Origin of the sequence: Azospira sp. I13, assembly GCF_003112695.1 — a bacterium.
In the GTDB taxonomy this organism is placed as follows: Bacteria; Pseudomonadota; Gammaproteobacteria; order Burkholderiales; family Rhodocyclaceae; genus Azospira.
In genome coordinates this window covers 192,729-208,099 of the sequence record NZ_BFBP01000002.1, presented here as the reverse complement: position 1 = coordinate 208,099, position 15,371 = coordinate 192,729, and the positions used below count along the sequence as shown (strand labels likewise).

At 65.5% G+C, this 15,371-nt stretch carries 15 protein-coding genes; 4 read left to right on the top strand and 11 right to left on the bottom strand.

Features of this window, described 5'->3' with window-relative positions; translation table 11 throughout:
• Positions 1-6: 6 nt before the first annotated feature.
• From AZSI13_RS00995 to AZSI13_RS00985, 3 genes are read right to left on the bottom strand one after another with little or no spacing between them, the layout of a single operon-like run.
• Complete coding sequence (locus AZSI13_RS00995; protein ID WP_109039317.1) at positions 7-375, bottom strand: DUF1304 domain-containing protein; 369 nt, start codon at positions 373-375, stop codon at positions 7-9.
• Positions 376-418: 43 nt separating this feature from the next.
• Positions 419-1,315, bottom strand: coding sequence for a GIDE domain-containing protein (locus AZSI13_RS00990; protein ID WP_109039316.1), 897 nt, complete (start codon positions 1,313-1,315; stop codon positions 419-421).
• A gap of 13 nt (positions 1,316-1,328) precedes the next feature.
• Positions 1,329-1,901 carry a LemA family protein gene (locus AZSI13_RS00985; protein ID WP_109039315.1) on the bottom strand — a complete coding sequence of 191 codons (573 nt, stop codon included), beginning with the start codon at positions 1,899-1,901 and terminating at the stop codon, positions 1,329-1,331.
• A gap of 140 nt (positions 1,902-2,041) precedes the next feature.
• On the opposite strand from AZSI13_RS00985, the gene AZSI13_RS00980 reads away from it, so the two are divergent.
• The 3 genes from AZSI13_RS00980 to AZSI13_RS00970 all read left to right on the top strand — a co-directional run bounded on the left by AZSI13_RS00980 (position 2,042) and on the right by AZSI13_RS00970 (position 5,419).
• On the top strand, positions 2,042-2,470 hold the full coding sequence (locus tag AZSI13_RS00980) for a universal stress protein (RefSeq protein WP_109039314.1): 429 nt from the start codon (positions 2,042-2,044) through the stop codon (positions 2,468-2,470).
• Positions 2,471-2,681: 211 nt separating this feature from the next.
• Positions 2,682-5,048, top strand: a complete 2,367-nt coding sequence (locus AZSI13_RS00975; protein WP_165833267.1) for a heavy metal translocating P-type ATPase — start codon at positions 2,682-2,684, stop codon at positions 5,046-5,048.
• A gap of 164 nt (positions 5,049-5,212) precedes the next feature.
• Complete coding sequence (locus AZSI13_RS00970; protein ID WP_109039313.1) at positions 5,213-5,419, top strand: heavy-metal-associated domain-containing protein; 207 nt, start codon at positions 5,213-5,215, stop codon at positions 5,417-5,419.
• An 89-nt stretch (positions 5,420-5,508) separates the two neighbouring features.
• Here the strand turns inward: AZSI13_RS00970 and feoB are convergent, their stop codons facing one another.
• The 7 genes from feoB to AZSI13_RS00935 all read right to left on the bottom strand — a co-directional run bounded on the left by feoB (position 5,509) and on the right by AZSI13_RS00935 (position 12,329).
• Positions 5,509-7,296 carry a ferrous iron transport protein B gene (feoB, locus tag AZSI13_RS00965; protein ID WP_109039312.1) on the bottom strand — a complete coding sequence of 596 codons (1,788 nt, stop codon included), beginning with the start codon at positions 7,294-7,296 and terminating at the stop codon, positions 5,509-5,511.
• Between the two features lie 7 nt (positions 7,297-7,303).
• The gene (locus tag AZSI13_RS00960; protein WP_109039311.1) at positions 7,304-7,552 is read right to left on the bottom strand and encodes a FeoA family protein; all 249 of its coding nucleotides are present in this window, start codon (positions 7,550-7,552) and stop codon (positions 7,304-7,306) included.
• Positions 7,553-7,664: 112 nt separating this feature from the next.
• The gene (locus AZSI13_RS00955) at positions 7,665-9,110 is read right to left on the bottom strand and encodes a 4Fe-4S binding protein (RefSeq protein ID WP_109039310.1); all 1,446 of its coding nucleotides are present in this window, start codon (positions 9,108-9,110) and stop codon (positions 7,665-7,667) included.
• Complete coding sequence (locus AZSI13_RS00950; RefSeq protein ID WP_109039309.1) at positions 9,086-9,940, bottom strand: FTR1 family protein; 855 nt, start codon at positions 9,938-9,940, stop codon at positions 9,086-9,088. Before AZSI13_RS00950 ends, AZSI13_RS00955 begins: the two co-directional genes overlap by 25 nt.
• A gap of 10 nt (positions 9,941-9,950) precedes the next feature.
• Positions 9,951-10,298 (bottom strand): cupredoxin domain-containing protein, encoded by a 348-nt coding sequence (locus tag AZSI13_RS00945; protein ID WP_109039308.1) that lies wholly within the window; start codon positions 10,296-10,298, stop codon positions 9,951-9,953.
• Between the two features lie 9 nt (positions 10,299-10,307).
• Entirely contained in the window at positions 10,308-11,774 is a 1,467-nt protein-coding gene (locus AZSI13_RS00940) for a carbohydrate porin (RefSeq protein WP_109039307.1), read from the bottom strand.
• Positions 11,775-11,777: 3 nt separating this feature from the next.
• Positions 11,778-12,329 (bottom strand): iron transporter, encoded by a 552-nt coding sequence (locus tag AZSI13_RS00935; protein ID WP_109039306.1) that lies wholly within the window; start codon positions 12,327-12,329, stop codon positions 11,778-11,780.
• Positions 12,330-12,801: 472 nt separating this feature from the next.
• On the opposite strand from AZSI13_RS00935, the gene AZSI13_RS00930 reads away from it, so the two are divergent.
• Positions 12,802-14,133: a DUF2325 domain-containing protein gene (locus AZSI13_RS00930; protein WP_109039305.1), complete on the top strand. Its 1,332-nt coding sequence runs from the start codon at positions 12,802-12,804 to the stop codon at positions 14,131-14,133.
• Between the two features lie 33 nt (positions 14,134-14,166).
• On the opposite strand, the gene AZSI13_RS00925 is transcribed toward AZSI13_RS00930, so the two are convergent.
• Positions 14,167-15,090, bottom strand: coding sequence for a C-GCAxxG-C-C family (seleno)protein (locus tag AZSI13_RS00925; RefSeq protein ID WP_109039304.1), 924 nt, complete (start codon positions 15,088-15,090; stop codon positions 14,167-14,169).
• Positions 15,091-15,371: the final 281 nt, after the last annotated feature.

Genomic DNA, 15,371 nt, shown 5'->3' with positions numbered 1-15,371 from the left:
AGGGACTTAGGCCGCCAGCAGGTTGAGGCCCAGAGCCAGGGCCCCGGGCAGGGCCTGGACGAAGAGGATGCGGCGGTTGGCGGTGGCGGTGCCGAAGAGGCCGGCCACCACCACGCAGCCGAGGAAGAAACAGCGGATGGAGAAACCGGCCTCGCCCGCCAGCACGCCCCACAGCAGGCCGGCGGCGAGGAAGCCGTTGTAGAGTCCCTGGTTGGCCGCCAGGACGCGGGTGGCCGCGGCGAATTCCGGCGTCAGGCCGAAGGCCTTGCGGCCTTTCGGGGTGTTCCACCAGAACATCTCCAGCACCAGGATGTAGGCGTGGAGCAGGGCCACCAGCAGGGTGGCGACGGCAGCAGCGGTGCTGAGGATGGTCATGCTGTCTCCTTTTGGCCTGGGCGGTGCCCGTTATTTTTATTGCTTATTGTAGTTGCCAGACCCAGGGCAGGGCGACCAGGGCGGCGAAGAAGACGGTGAGGTGGAACAGGGCCCACAGGCCGTAGCGGCGGGCCAGTTTGTCCGGGCAGAGATTGGTGACGAGGTAGAGCCGGCCATCGGCGGGGCGGCGCATCAGGTGCAGGTCGGGCTGGGCGCCGATGTCGCGGCGCATTTTTTCCACCTCCCGGCGGGCCGCCTGGCGGGCCAGGGCCCATTCCTCCATGTCCAGCTGGCCGTCGCCATTGAGGTCGAAGCGGCGGTGCAGTTCCTCCGGGTCCTTCTTCCACTCGGCGAGCAGCAGCTTCAGTTCTTCCGCCGGGTCCAGCAGGCCGTCGCCGCCCGTCAGGGTGCGGAATTCCCCCAGGGCGTAGAGCGGGTCGCCGGGCCGCAGCTGCCATTCGGTATGGCGGTAATCCCCTTCGCTCCACTGACGCTTGTGCCCGGTGTGGATTTCCGCCCCCGCCGGGTCTACGGCGCATTGGCCGCTGCCGTCATCGACGATGAAGGAGGCGTGGCTTTCCTCCTGGCTGATGGTGCGCCACTTGTTGTCCGAATCCTTCTGCTCGGTGATGTTGCGGAACCACAGACAGGGGCTGGCACTCAAGGGGGAGCGCAGGGGCAACCCGTCCAGGGGGCGGCCGCTGCCCTGCAATTCCACGTAGCCCTGGGCGGCGGAAGCGATGCGGGAAGTCGGGGTATCAGCCATGGCCCGGCGCCGTTTCAGGGCGCCGACCCAGGCGAAAATGCTGATCAGGGCGATGAGGGCCAGGCAGGCCATCCACCCCGTCGGGGATTCGAACTGGGCGCCGATGGCCAGCAGGGCCAGTTGGGCCCCCGAGGTGACCCACTGGCCGGTCTGCCAGTGCCGCTTGAAATCCACGGGGGGAGGGCGCTCAGCTGAACAGCTGCTTCATGTCCACATCGGCCTTTTCGGCGGCGGAAAACTCCAGCAGGGGATGGGCATCGAAGCGGAAGAGGCGGGCAATGACGGCGTCCGGGAACTGTTCCACCCGCACGTTGTTGAGATTGACGGCCTCGTTGTACAGCTCGCGGCGGTCGGCAATGGTGTTTTCCAGGGCGGTGATGCGCTGCTGCAGCTGCATGAAGTGCTCGTTGGCCTTCAGCTCCGGGTAGGCCTCGGCCACCGCGAAGAGGCGGCCCAGGCCCATGCGCAGGGCGCCTTCGGCCTCGCCCAGGGCGCCCACGTCGTGGGCTTCCCGGGCCTGCTGCACCTGGGAACGGGCTTCGATCACCCGTTGCAGGGTGGTCTGCTCGAATTCCTTGTACTGCTTGCACACCTCCACCAGCTTGGGCAGCTCGTCGTGGCGCTGCTTGAGCAGCACGTCGATGTTGGCCCAGGCCTTAGCCACGCCGTGCTTGAGGGTCACCAGACCGTTGTAGAGCATGACGCCATAGACGAGAACGACGGCGATGACGCCGAGGGTGAGCAGGTTGCCTGCGCTCATGTTGCCTCCAAGCAGTTTGGGTTAGGACGCAATCATACCGTGCCGCCGGGTCTGGTGGCTTTGCCGCCGCCGCCCCATAATGCGGGCGAACCGCGACGGGCGCGCCGTTGCCAAGATGTGCCGAATCTGGAGAGTGACTGATGCTTAAGTTTTTGCTGGCGGTGGATGGTTCCGAGTGTTCCCTGCGGGCGGTGGATCACCTGATCTCCCGCCTGTCCTGGTACCGGGAGGTACCGACGGTGCACCTGCTCTATGTGCATCCGCCCATTCCCGATGGCCGCGTGCTGCGCCAGCTGGGCCACGAAACCCTGGAACGCTACTACCGGGAAGACAGCGAGGAACATCTGACCACTGCCGAGGCCAAACTCAAGGCCGCCGGCGTGGCCTACCAGCGCCACATCCACGTGGGCCAGCCGGGCCAGGTGGTGGCCTACCAGGCCAGCGAGCTGGGCGCCGACCTGATCATTCTCGGCACCCACGGCCGCACCGCGGTGGCTGGCGTGCTGATGGGCTCCGTCGCCACCCGGGTGCTGCATGAATCCCCGGTGCCGGTGCTGCTGGTGAAGTGAGGCCTGTTGCCGGGCTGTGCCGCAGCCCGGCTGTACCTGAAGGATGGGTGGCCTTCTGTAACTGGCGGGGTGTCGGGATCGTCTCCATAATTCCCTGCTAATGTTTGATGCCGAGTGCGCCATGTCCGATCCTGCTGCTCCTGTTCCCTCTGCCCCCCCCGCTACTGCTTCCGTTCCTGCCGCCAGCCGTTTGGATCTGCCCATCGCCGGCATGACCTGCGCCGCCTGTTCGGCCCGTATCGAGAAGGTGCTCAACCGTCTGCCCGGCGTGGAAGCCAGCGTCAATCTGGCGGCGGAGCGGGCCAGCGTCGCCTTGAGCGGCGGGGAAACCACGCCCCAGCGGGTGGTGGAGGCCATCGAGAAGGCCGGTTTTTCCGTGCCGCCGGCCACGGTGGAACTGGAACTCACGGGCATGACCTGCGCTGCCTGTGCGGCCCGCATCGAGAAGGTGCTGAACCGGCTGCCCGGCGTTGAAGGGGCGGTGAACTTGGCCGCCGAGCGGGCCCGCATCCGCTATGTGCCGGGCCTGGTGGATACGGCCCGGCTGATCAGCGCTGTGGAAAAGGCCGGCTTCGGCGCTCGGGTGGCCAGCGACACTACCCGGGAAGAGGAAAAGGCCCGCAAGGCCGCCCTCTACGCCGCCGAGAAGCGGCGCTTCTTCATTTCCGCCCTGCTCACCCTGCCCCTGGTGGCCCAGATGGTCACCATGTTCGGCCCGGCGCCGGAACATGGCGTCGGCGGCCATAGCGACCTGCTGCCCCGCTGGCTGCAACTGCTGCTGGCCACCCCGGTGCAGTTCTGGATCGGCTGGCGCTTCTACGACGGCGCCTACAAGGCCCTGCGGGGCGGCGGCGCCAATATGGACGTGCTGGTGGCCCTGGGCACCACCATGGCCTACGTCTTTTCCCTGGTGGTGACCCTCTTCGGGCTGGAGCATCAGCACGTCTATTTCGAGGCTTCCGCCGCCGTCATCACCCTGGTGCTCCTGGGCAAGCTGCTGGAAGCCCGGGCCAAGGCCAAGACCACCGCCGCCCTGGAAGCACTGGTGCGCCTGCAGCCCAAGACCGCCCGGGTCGAACGCCATGGTGAGCTGGTGGAACTGGACGTGGCCCTGCTCATTCCTGGCGACATCTTCATCGTCCGCCCCGGCGAAGCGGTGCCGGTGGATGGGGAGGTGATCGAGGGCGCTTCCAGCGTCAATGAGGCCATGCTCACCGGCGAGTCCATGCCCGTCGGCAAGCAGGCGGGCGACGCCGTCTTCGCCGCCACCAGCAACGGCCAGGGCATGTTGCGCTGCCGTGCCACCGGGGTCGGCGAACATACGCTGCTGGCCGGCATCATCCGCCTGGTGGCCGAGGCCCAGGGCTCCAAGGCGCCGGTGCAGCGGCTGGCCGACCAGATTTCCGCCATTTTCGTGCCGGTGGTCTGCGCCATCGCCCTGGTCACCTTCAGCCTGTGGTGGTGGCTGGGTGGCGACTTCACCACCGCCCTGGTCAATGCGGTGGCGGTGCTGGTCATCGCCTGTCCCTGCGCCCTGGGGCTGGCCACGCCCACCGCCATCATGGTGGGTACCGGCCGGGGCGCCGCCGCCGGCATCCTGGTGAAAAACGCAGAAGCCCTGGAGCGGGCGGAAAAACTGAAGGTGCTGGCGGTGGACAAGACCGGCACCCTGACCCGGGGCGAACCGGCGGTGACTGACATCGTTGCATTGGGCGCCAGCGAAGACGAGGTGCTGGCCCTGGCGGCGGCCCTGGAGCAGGGCTCGGAGCATCCCCTGGCCCGGGCCGTGCTGGCCGAACAGAAAGCCCGGGGGCTGACGATGCAGGCGGTGAGCGGTTTTGCCGCTGTGGCCGGCCACGGGGTAGAAGGGACGGTCTCCTCCCGGGCCCTGCTGCTGGGCAGCCCATCCTGGGCGGCGGAGCGGGGTGCCACGGTGGAGAATGGCGTCCTTGCTGCCTTGCAGGGGCAGGGCAAGACGGTGGTGGTGCTGGCCGAATCGCGTGGGGATGGCGCCCGGGCCCTGGGCCTCATCGCCATCGCCGATCCCCTGCGGGAAAGTTCCAAGGCCGCGGTGGCTCGTCTGCAAGCGTTGGGCGTGGAAGTGGTGATGCTCACCGGCGACAACCGGGCCACGGCGGCGGCCATTGCCGCCCAGGCCGGTATCGCCCGTTTCGAGGCCGAAGTATTGCCCGGCGACAAGGCGGCGGCAGTGCAGAAACTGAAACAGGGCGGCCGTCTGGTGGCCATGGCTGGCGACGGCATCAACGACGCCCCGGCCCTGGCCGCGGCCGACGTTAGCTTCGCCATGGGCGCCGGTTCCGACGCCGCCGTGGAGGCCGCCGACCTGACCCTGGTGAAGAGCGACCTCATGGGGGTGGCCCACGCCATTGCGCTCTCCCGGGCCACCCTGTCGAAGATCCGCCAGAACCTGTTCTTTGCCTTCATCTACAACGTGCTGGGTATTCCCCTGGCCGCCTTTGGCCTGCTCAACCCGGTGGTGGCGGGCGCCGCCATGGCCCTGAGTTCGGTGTCGGTGGTGAGCAATTCCCTGCTGCTGCGGCGCTGGTTGCCGAAGTAAAAGGCGTTAGCCACAGAGGACACAGAGTTCACAGAGGAGTCTTTGTCGTGGCTAATGTGTGTTCTTCGTCGATAGTCGGCCTTGAAGCATCCGACGGTTTTAAACTCTGTGTTCTCTGTGCCCTCTGTGGCCAGGCTTTTTGGAAAGAGTAGAAAGAGGATTTCATGGAAACAACGACCATTCCCGTCGGCGGCATGAGCTGCCAGAAATGCGTGGCCTCCCTCACCGGCGTGCTGTCCAAACTGCCCGGGGTGGAAAAGGCTGAAGTGGTGCTGGAGCCGGGCCAGGCCACCGTCACCTATGATCCCGCCCAGGTGGCCGTGGCCCAGCTGCGGGAAGCGGTGGAGGATGCAGGCTTCGACGCGCTCTAAACTGTCTGCCTGAAGTCAAAAAAAAACCGAGGGGCGCCTTCAGTGGGCGCCCCTCGGCTTTTGTATCTCTGCTAAGACCTAGATAAGGCCTAGAAACCCAGGGCCCGGGCCCCTTGATAGAAGGCGAAGCTGACGCCCCAGGCCAGGGCCAGGGGCCAGACCACGGCGAAGAGGGCGAAGCCGTTGCTGCGGGATTCGGCCTTGAGGGTGGCGATGGTGGACAGGCAGGGGGTGTAGATGAGGGTGAACAGCATGAAGCTGTAGGCCTGGACCCAGTCCATCTGCAGGGCCAGATGCTGGGTCAGGGCGTCGCCCTGGAGGCTGTAGATGACGGCCAGGGAACCCACCACCACTTCCTTGGCGACGAAGCCGAAAATCAGGGCCACGGCCAGCTGGTCGCTGATGCCCAGGGGGGAGAGCAGGGGCTCCATCCAGTGGCCGATGATGCCGGCGTAGCTCTCCGGTCCGGCCTCTTCCACGCCCATGGGGAAGTGGGTCAGGACCCACACCAGCACCACCCCGGCGATGATGATCTTGGTGGCCCGGGTGAGGAAGTGCCGCACTTCCAGCCAGCCCCGCACCAGCACCTGGCGCAGGGTGGGCAGGCGGTAGGGGGGCAGTTCCAGAATGAAGGGCTCGTTGGAGCGGAAGTGCTTGCGGAACAACAGGGCCGTAACGATGGCCGTGGCGAAGCTGAAGAGGTAGAGGGAGAACAGGGCCAGCCCCGCCTGGCTGGCAGGGAAGACGGCGCTGATGATGAAGAGGAAGACCTGCATCCGCGCCGAGCACAGGGATAACGGGATGATCAGCATGGAAAGCAGGCGTAGCGGCCGGGAGCGCATCACCCGGGTACCCATGACCGCCGGCACGTTGCAGCCGAAGCCCATCAGGAGCATGACGAAGCTGCGCCCATCCAGGCCCAGCCTGGCCATCAGGGCATCGGTGAGGTAGGCGGCGCGGGAGAGGTAGCCCGTATCTTCCACCACCGCCATGAAGAGGAAGAAGAGGACGATGATGGGCACGAAGGCGGCCACGGTGGCGATGCCGCTGTAGATGCCGTCCAGCAGGAAGCCCCGCAGCATCTCCGGGGCGCCGGCCAAGGCCGGGTCCAGGGCGTTGGTGCGCAGGGTGTCGAACAGCCATTCCATGCCATCCTGCAGGGGCGCGCCCAGCCAGAATACGGCCTGGAAGAGCAGGAACATGGCGAAGAAGAACAGGGGCAGGCCCAGCCAGGGGTGCAGCACCAGCCGGTCCAGCTGGTCGGTGAGGTTGTCCGACAGGCGGGGTGGCACTTCCACCGCGGCCTCCATGATGCGGCCCATGGTCTGCTCGATGGCGTCGTCTGACTCCAGGGAGCGGCGCACGGTTTCCAGCTGTACCGGGCGGGCCGTATCCAGAGTCTTGGCCAGGGTGCGCTGCACTTCCCCCTGCTGGTCGCCGTATTTGGCGCTGAACAGCACCACCGGGATACCCAGTTGGGCCGCCATTTCCTGCACATTGATGCGGATGCCGTATTGGCGGGCCTCGTCGGCCATGTTGAGGAGCAGCACGCAGGGCAGGCCCAGCTGCCGCACCTGCAGGGCCAGGGAGAGCTGGCGCTCCACCTGCACCGCATTGACCAGGATCACCGCCAGGTCCACCGCGTTGTTTTCCAGGAAGTGGCGCACCACTTTCTCGTCGTCGGAAAAACCGTGCAGGTCGTAGAGACCGGGCAGATCCACCAGTTCGACCATGTGGCCGCCCAGCAGGATGGGGGCGGCCAGCAGGTCCACGGTGACGCCGGGCCAGTTGCCGACCCGGGCCGAGGCGCCGGTGAGACGGTTGAAAAAGGTGGATTTGCCCGTGTTGGGCATGCCAAGCAGGGCGACGCGCTTCATCGCCGGCTCAGACAGCAACGTGGATTTGCAGGGCGTCCTGGCGGCGGATGATCACATCCGTAGTGCCCAGGCGGATGTGCAGGGGGCCGGAAAGAAAGCCCCGGCGCATCACCCGCAGGCGTTTGCCGATGCGAAACCCCAGGGCTGCCAGGCGCAGGCCCACTTCGCTGCCGGCATGAATGGCGGAGATGGTGGCTTCCTGGCCGGGGTTCAGTTGGGAAAGACGGGTAGCGGGGGCGGTCTGCAGGGAGTTCATGCCAGGTCGGGTCGTCTTCCGTTCCCGATCTGAGAACGGTTCTTATCTTAGCTGCATCATACTCCCATTTTCAGGGCGGGGGAGCATTTCCCCGCCCTGGCTTCCCGCGGGCTTACCAGACCCAGAAGACCACGTACCAGATCAGGCCGATGAGGGCCGGCGCCAGGGTATAAACGGCCAAGGCCGGCAGGCGGCGCTGCCAGACTGGGGTGGCTTGGCAGATCAGGCGCAAGCCCAGCCACAGGCTAAAGCCGACGCCGGCGCTGAGGATGGCGATGCGGGCATCCGGCACCCAGGGCAGGATCACCCGTTCGCCCTTCAGCTGGCTCAGGGTGAGCATGGACAAGCCGAGGAAAACATTGGCGCCGGCCAGGGGCACCAGGCCCAGGGCCAGGCGGCGCCAGGGCAGGCGGGGGCTGCCGGCGAGGCGGGCGGCCAGGGCGATGGCGCCCTGCAGGCTGAGGGCGATGGCGGTGCCGCCCCCCAAAATGTAGGCCAGGATGCACAGGCCGTCGAGCCAGGTGAACACGTCACCGACTTCCGGGTAGTGGGTGAGCAGCCACCAGGGCGCGTTGTCCTGCAGCAGTAGGAAGGAATCCCGGTCGATGAGCCAGTTGGCGGCGGCGGTCTTCAGCTGCACGAAGAGGGGACTGACGGTCCAGTGGAAGGCCGCGGTGGCAATGCCGAGGACGCCGAAGAGAAGCGTCAGGGCTTCGCCGGTGGCGATCTGCTCCGGCTTGCTGGCTAGGATTTCCGCATCGGGGCGGCGGGGTGACAACACCACTGCGTCCCGGTGGCCGGCACAGCGACCGCAGGCGTGACAGTCGGAAGCGCTGGTCATGCGGCGGATATCCACCAGGGGGGCGCAATTCACCGGGGTGCCAGGGGCCGGGGCGGTATCCCAGGCGGCCCGGTCCACCCGGAAATGCACCGGGGCGATGCGGGAGAGCAGAGAGAACACGCCGGAGGCCGGGCACAGGTGGCGGCACCACACCCGCTTGCCCTTGCCGTAGAGCAGACCCACCGCGACGGCGGCCACGGAAGAGCCGCCCAGCACCAGCAGGGCAGCCTTGGGGTATTCATAGACGCTGACCAGCTGGCCGAACACCGTGGTGCACACGAAGGCGACGAAGGGCCAGCCACCCCACTTGATCCAGCGGGGGATGGGCAGGTTGAGGCCGCGCCAGCTAATCCATTCAGTGAGGGTGCCTTCAGGGCAGAAGACGCCGCACCAGAGGCGGCCGACGAGCAGCATCGAGACCATGACGAAGGGCCACCAGATGCCCCAGAAGAGGAACTGGGCGAAGAGGGTGAGATTGTCGAGGATGCTGGAGCCTTCCGGCGGCAAGGGCAGGAAGGCGGGGGTGATGACCAGGCCGAAGTAGAAGACCACCACTGCCCACTGGATGGCGCGGATGGCCCGGGCGTGGCGCTGCATGGCCAGCCCCAGGGCTTGCAGCCCGGCGGCAATGACCCGGGGCCGGGTCTGCCGGCCCCGGGGGGCCGTGGTCGGGGAAGGAGGCAAGTCGGGGTTCAGGGAACGGCTTTGGGCTGGCATGACTCGGCTCGCACGGGGAGGTTGGGGGTGAAGGATTTCAACCGCAGGGCCACGTAGCCCCAGTACAAGGCATAGGCCAGCAGCAGCATGCCGGTGGGCTGGGCCCGGTAGCCGGCGAAAAGGGCGAGAATCTGGCCGGCACCGCTGCCGTCGTTGAGCAGGTTGGAGCTGTCCCACACCAGGTCGATCAGGGTGGGCAGACGGTCGATGCCGATCAAACGGTCCACCGCGGCCCCCAGCAGGGCGCCGGCGGTCACCAGCAGCACCACTTCGCTGATGCGGAAGACGGTGCGGTAGGAGAAGAAGCGGGAGCCCCGGGCTACGGCCCAGGCGGTTAGGGCGGCGATGGCGAAGCCCAGGGCGGCCATGCCGTAGACCCCCAGCAGTTCGCCGGCCGGCCGTTCTGCCGCCATGCCATAGAGGAAGACCACGGTTTCCATGCCTTCCCGGCCGATGGCCAGGGCTGCCACCAGGGCTACGCCGAGGCGGCCGCCGGTTTCGGCGGCACGGCTGGCGCCGGCTTCCAGTTCCCGCTTCATGGCGGCGCCATGGCGGCGCATCCACATCACCATCTGGGTCATCAGCACGCAGGCCAGCAGCAGCATGCCGACCTGAAACAGCTCCAGGGCCTCGCCGTCGAGCCAGGTCTGGGCGCCGTAGGCGAGAAAGGCCAGGGCCACGGCCAGCAGGGTGCCTCCGGCGACGCCGCTCCACAGTGTGCGGCGCAGGCGGGGGGCGTCTTCCTGGCGGGCGATCCAGGCCAGCAGCACACCCACCACCAGCATGGCTTCCAGGCTTTCGCGCCAGACGACGATCAGGGCATTGAGCATGGGGGCTTCCTTACTTGGCGATGAGCAGGCACTCGGCGGTATCCGGGTGGAACTCGCCGAAGATGCGGTAGGTGCCGGGTTGCAGCGGCTGAACGACGACGAAGGAACTGGCCCCCGGGGCCAGGACCTTCTCCATGCGGGGCTGGGTGCTTTCAAATTCCTCGGGCCCGGGGCCCTCGTTGCGGAACATCAGCTTGAACTTCACGCCCGCTGGCACTTCCAGGCGGTTGGGGATGAGCTTGCCGTCCTTGGCCACGATCTGGAAAGCCGGCAGTTCCGCCGCCGCGGCCGGGCTCGGCGCCGAGAACAGGGCGACGGCCAGGAGCAGGGCGGGAATGACGATGGAGGTCAGTCGCATGGGGCTTCCTTAGAAGGTCAGCTGGGCGCGTACGCCGAAGATCTTGATGCCCTTGGCTGCAGCATCGCCGCCGGGGCGTCCCAGGTACTGCAGGTCGGGCGACAGCTCGAACTGCTTGTTGATGCGGTAGCGGTAGTACAGTTCGGCCACCCGCTCGGCACCCGTGGCGTTGAAGCCGTAGTCGGGAATGCCGTCGTTATCGGCATCGACGAAGGCGGAAACGCCGGAGAAGTCCTTGCTGGTGTGCAGCATGCCGAGGGCCAGGCCCAGGGAGTCGCCACCGCGATCCCAGTAGGAACCGCCCAGTTCGGCGCCGACGGTGAGGGCCTTGTCGAAGCGCACGTTGCCGGTGATCTGCTGGCCGTAGCGGCCGAACAGGGTGACGGCGTCGCCGACCCGCTGGTCCAGGGAGAGGCCGAGGCCGGAGTGCTTTTCCACCTGGCCGCCGAAGGAGAGGGCCTGGCCGTTACGCCAGTAGTAGGCCCGGTAGTTGCCGGTCAGACCGCCAAAGAACTTGCGTTGGGTCTCGGCCTGGAAGATGACCATGGGCGAGCTGAAGGAACGGGTGTAGGTGGAGCCGTTGGGGCCGGCACCAAATACGCCCATGGAGAGGCGCCAGGTTTCGGGCTTCTGGGTTTCGTTGTAGTAGGAAACACGGAATCCGGGGGAGAAGCCGTTGGCATCGACGCCGATGTCGCCGCCTGCATCCAGCAGCGGGTTATGCACGAAGACGGTGTTGAGGAACTGGCGGGTTTCGTCGTTAGCGGCCGCGTTCTGGTCGAAGAAGACGAAGGGGTCCATCTTGCCGAAGTTGATCTCCAGCTTTTCCCGGGAGCGGGGCTTGTAGCCGCCGAAAGGCAGGGGAATGGTGGCCTGGTACCAGGCCTGGCCCAGCACGGCCACGNGGCCCTGGCCGAGGCGGAACTGGGCGAAGATGCGGCTCTCGGTATCGCCGATATTGGCCAGGGGCAGGGTGACGAAAACGTCGCCCCGGTAGTTGAGCTGGCTGTTGCTGGCAGTAGCGCCCTGGGGCAGGCCACCGGGGCGCTGGGCCACGGTGGTGAGGCTGATGCCGGCGGTGATGCCTTCGAGGGATTCCACCGTGCGGGCAGCCTTGAGCATGTCCAGGGACTGGAATTCGACGGCCTTCAGCCGGGCGGTGATTTCCGGCTCGTACTGGCTGACGTCGTCGCTGTCCAGGCCCTTGGTGATGCGGGCGTTGTGCTCTTCCAGGGACTTGATCCGCTCTTCCAGCGCCACCGGGCCCTTGGCTGCGGGGGGCGTCTGGACCTGCTTTTCCAGCTCGGCATTGCGCTTCTCGAGCTTTTCCAGGCGATCGTTCATCTTTTCCAGCAGCTTGATCAGGTCGGCCTGGCTGGGACCCGGGGCGGCCATGGCCGGCACGCTTCCGGCCAGCAGGGCCGCCGTCAGGAGCGCCAGAGGGCGTCGACGGAAGCGTTGTTGAGTGGCAGCCATGGCTTAGTACCCACCCTTTTTGCCGATACCGACGAAGGTGAATTCGTTTTCGATTTCAAAGGGCTTGAACCAGGGGCGCACTCCGGTCAGGCGGTCGGTGTGGCGACCGAAATGGCCGTGCTTGTTTTCGGTGGGCGGCAGGATGGTGTACTTCACCTTGTACTTGCCGGGGCCGAAGAGCTTGATGTTGTCGCCGTAGTGGGGGCCGTCGTTGGCCACCATGGCCATGAATTCGCCGGAAGTCTTCTGGTCGGAGCCGATCTTGCTCACTTCGTACTTCACCACCAGGTAGGGAATCCAGTGACCTTCCTCGAAACCGTTGGGGTTGTTGGCCAGGGCGCGAATGTCGGCTTCGATGTGGATGTCGGATTCTTCGGCCTTACGCATCATGCCGTCCGGCTCCATGTTCACCGCCTGCAGATAAACGGCAGAAATTTCCATGCCGTAACGCTGTTGCGGCGTGCCGATGGGGTATTCCACGGCGGCAGCGGAGAAGGACCAGGCGGCGGCAAGCACCAGCAGCAGGCGGGAGGGAGAGAAACGGGACAAACGCATGGAAGACTCCTGAGCGGGTTATGGCCTTTTCGGGCTCTGCTTTTGGGTTTGAAAAATGAAAATTTGGCTCCACCGACGTAAGGTGGTTATTGCAAATCTAATTAAGAATGATTCTCGAGTCAATTATTTTTCTTACGTCAGATACCTGACTTAAGTCTGACGTAATTGTCAGGTTTGCCGCTGCTGCTATTCGCCATGTTTTTCAATGTGTTGTGATCTTTATGCGAAACGATTTAGCCAATTCCACCGTTGTCCATACACATAGAAGGGGTAATGAATTGGCTCTCTAGCCTGTTGGTTTTGTCTTGATCTGGCGAAGGTCGTATTGCCTTAATAATAATAATCGTTATCATTTGGTGCGGGTGTGGCAGCCCGCTCATCAGGGGGCTGGGAGCTCTCGTTCTGCCTGGATGTGGTGCCACTCATTTCCCTGCCGCCGTTTTGTGCCGGCGCATTCCTAGAAGGAGCGATCGTGATTCCGTTCAGCAAAAAAGGCTTCGACCTCGCCTTGCCCGATAGCCCCCTGGCCACGCCTGCCATCACCGCTATGGAGCCTGAAGCCGTGCCGCCGCCAGCCTTGCCTGCCGGCTCCCGTCGCAAGCGTCTGTGGGAATTGAAGCATCAGCACCATTGCCCGGTGATCGGCACCTGCCTGCCCTTGGATCTGCTGCGCAAGCTGGCCTTACGGGCCAAGATTCTGGCGCCGGGAATGTCCGACTTTGCCTTGCATACCCAGGCGGTGGGATTTTCCGAGCAGCGCACACCATTTGCGGAACTGATGCAGCAGGAGCTGGAGCGGCGCTATAACCTGACCGTGCAGCGCTTCCGCAATGCCCGGGCTGGTGATGAGGTCTATCGGCTGTGGCGCGAGGCCGTGGCTCTGGGCCAGGTGGCCGATGCCCTGTGGGCCGCCTGGACCCATCCCCGCTGCGATAGCGAAACGGCCCAGCGCATCTACGGCGACATCCACATGCTTTCCCACCAGGCTGGGGCAGCCCATCAGGCCGATGTGAATCGACTCAAGCGCCTTGAGGTGGACAATGCTGCCCTCAAGGTGGAGCTGGCGGTGCAGCGGGAACGGGGTGGGCAGCGTCTGGCGGAAAAGGTGCAGGAAACAGAACTACTCAAGCGCCAATTGGCGGAAATGGAGGTTTTTGCCTGCGAGCGCGAGGCCCTGGGACAGCGGGTAATTGAACTCGAAGCCCGCATCCGGGCCCAGGATGGCAGCGAAAGTGGCCAGCGCAGCCGGGCCGATGCCCTGGCGCTACGCCTGGTTTCTGCTGAAGACCGTGCCAACGCGGCAGAGGCCCGGGTGCGGGATCTGCAGCAGCAGCTGGAGGAACATCACAGCGATTTGCGGGCTGCGGAACAGGCCATGGAGTCCTGGCTGCTGCTGGATGGCGAGCCGGATGCGGGCGACCATGCCTGCGCCCTATCGGCGGCCTGCGGCCAGAGTTGCGGCAGGAACGGTACCATTCCGCGGCTGGAGGGGCGCAATGTGCTTTGCGTGGGTGGCCGGCCGGGGCTGGTGGAAACCTATCGTCGGCTGGTGGAGCGGCTGGGCGGGCGCTTTGCCCATCACGATGGCGGCCTGGAGGACAACCCGCGGGTTCTCGATGGGGTATTGTCGGCAGCCGATGCGGTGATCTGCCAGGCAGGCTGCATCAGCCATGGTGCGTACTGGAAGCTGAAGGACCATTGCAAACGCAAGGGCAAGCCTTGCGTCTATCTCAAAGGTGCCGGGGTATCCAGCTTCGTCCGCGGCATTTCCGAAGTGGCTGAGGCGCCGGTGGAGCCGTCATGAGGTACCGGTGATGCCATTGCAGCAGGCAAGGCCTTAGCGAATGTCTGCCTGGGGCAGCAGGTCCTGGGCCAGGCGGGTGGCGATGATCACGTACTCGCGGCATTGGGCATGGAGGTGGTCATCCCGGTACATCCGCTGGCCATCCGCGCTGTCCAGATCGCAGCCCATCAGCTCGGCACAACTGCAACTGCCGCAGGCCGCCTTGAATTCTTCGGTGAAACGGCGGATCGCCTGGTAGTTGTCGCCGACCCCGCTGGCCGGGTCGTCACGTCCCAATGCCAAGCTGAGGGCCATCACTCCGCCGGAGTGGGCGCCACAGGCTCCCCACGAGCGGGATTGTCCGCTACAAAAGCCGGAGGCGATACGGGGAATCCAGGGTGAATCCAGGCCCATATGGCGTGAAAGGGCGAGTAGGACGCTCTCGGCGCAGTGAAAACCGGTATCGAAGTAGATGGCCGCTTCGCAGGCCGGGTCCGCCTGGCCAGCAGGTACGCCATCGTCCCGCACCAGTTCGCTCCGGGCAAGGGAGCGGTGCAACAGGGCGGTCTGCTCCGGGTCGAAATCATCCTGTCGCAGCGCTTCGACGAGGGCTGCTGGCACGGCGTCCGCTCCGGTGTTTGTGAAGCCCAGGGTTTCGTAATAAGTTCGGCCACTGGCAGTGAGGGTGTACAACTCCCTCAGGCCCAAGGCGTAAGCATGGTCGAGGACATGCTGGTAGAGCTGGCGGGCGATGCGCCGCTTGCGGAAGCCGGGTCGCACCAGGAGCGAATGCAGCAGACCGACCTCTTCATCGCAGGGGTCCAGGCCACCGACACCGATGAGTCCGGCATCCGAATCGGCGACGTACAGAACGTCTTCCTGCCGCAGTCGGTGCGTGGGTTCCCCGGCATGGGCCAGGGAGAGCAGGGCATGGATGGCTGTCCGGTCAGTACCGGCGGCTTGGCGAATCTGGAACATGCTTGCCTCCTCCTCGTCCGCGGGAAAAGCGGATGGTCAGTGTGCAGCAGGGATGCCGGATAATGGGCTTGCGGCTAGGCAAAGGTGTTGCCTGAACGGGGGGTGGGGAGCCGTCAGACAACTCCTTCATTGGATTGGATTTTTAAACCAAGGCAAGGCATGGCGCAACTTGCAGTGCACCATCAATAAGCTTTATTCCTAGAGGAATGCGGCAGCGGTGCGGGGTATTGGAATGCCTGGGGAAGCGCGGAGAAACGCTGGGTGATGCATGGCCAGTGTGG

Coding starts and splice junctions, on each gene's coding strand:
- AZSI13_RS00970 (WP_109039313.1), top strand. CDS start 5,213: ATGGAAACAACGACCATTCCCGTCGGCGGCATGAGCTGCCAGAAATGC.
- AZSI13_RS00995 (WP_109039317.1), bottom strand. CDS start 375: ATGACCATCCTCAGCACCGCTGCTGCCGTCGCCACCCTGCTGGTGGCC.
- AZSI13_RS00975 (WP_165833267.1), top strand. CDS start 2,682: ATGACCTGCGCCGCCTGTTCGGCCCGTATCGAGAAGGTGCTCAACCGT.
- feoB (WP_109039312.1), bottom strand. CDS start 7,296: ATGAAGCGCGTCGCCCTGCTTGGCATGCCCAACACGGGCAAATCCACC.
- AZSI13_RS00955 (WP_109039310.1), bottom strand. CDS start 9,110: ATGCCAGCCCAAAGCCGTTCCCTGAACCCCGACTTGCCTCCTTCCCCG.
- AZSI13_RS00950 (WP_109039309.1), bottom strand. CDS start 9,940: ATGCTCAATGCCCTGATCGTCGTCTGGCGCGAAAGCCTGGAAGCCATG.
- AZSI13_RS00945 (WP_109039308.1), bottom strand. CDS start 10,298: ATGCGACTGACCTCCATCGTCATTCCCGCCCTGCTCCTGGCCGTCGCC.
- AZSI13_RS00935 (WP_109039306.1), bottom strand. CDS start 12,329: ATGCGTTTGTCCCGTTTCTCTCCCTCCCGCCTGCTGCTGGTGCTTGCC.
- AZSI13_RS00960 (WP_109039311.1), bottom strand. CDS start 7,552: ATGAACTCCCTGCAGACCGCCCCCGCTACCCGTCTTTCCCAACTGAAC.
- AZSI13_RS00985 (WP_109039315.1), bottom strand. CDS start 1,901: ATGAGCGCAGGCAACCTGCTCACCCTCGGCGTCATCGCCGTCGTTCTC.
- AZSI13_RS00980 (WP_109039314.1), top strand. CDS start 2,042: ATGCTTAAGTTTTTGCTGGCGGTGGATGGTTCCGAGTGTTCCCTGCGG.
- AZSI13_RS00925 (WP_109039304.1), bottom strand. CDS start 15,090: ATGTTCCAGATTCGCCAAGCCGCCGGTACTGACCGGACAGCCATCCAT.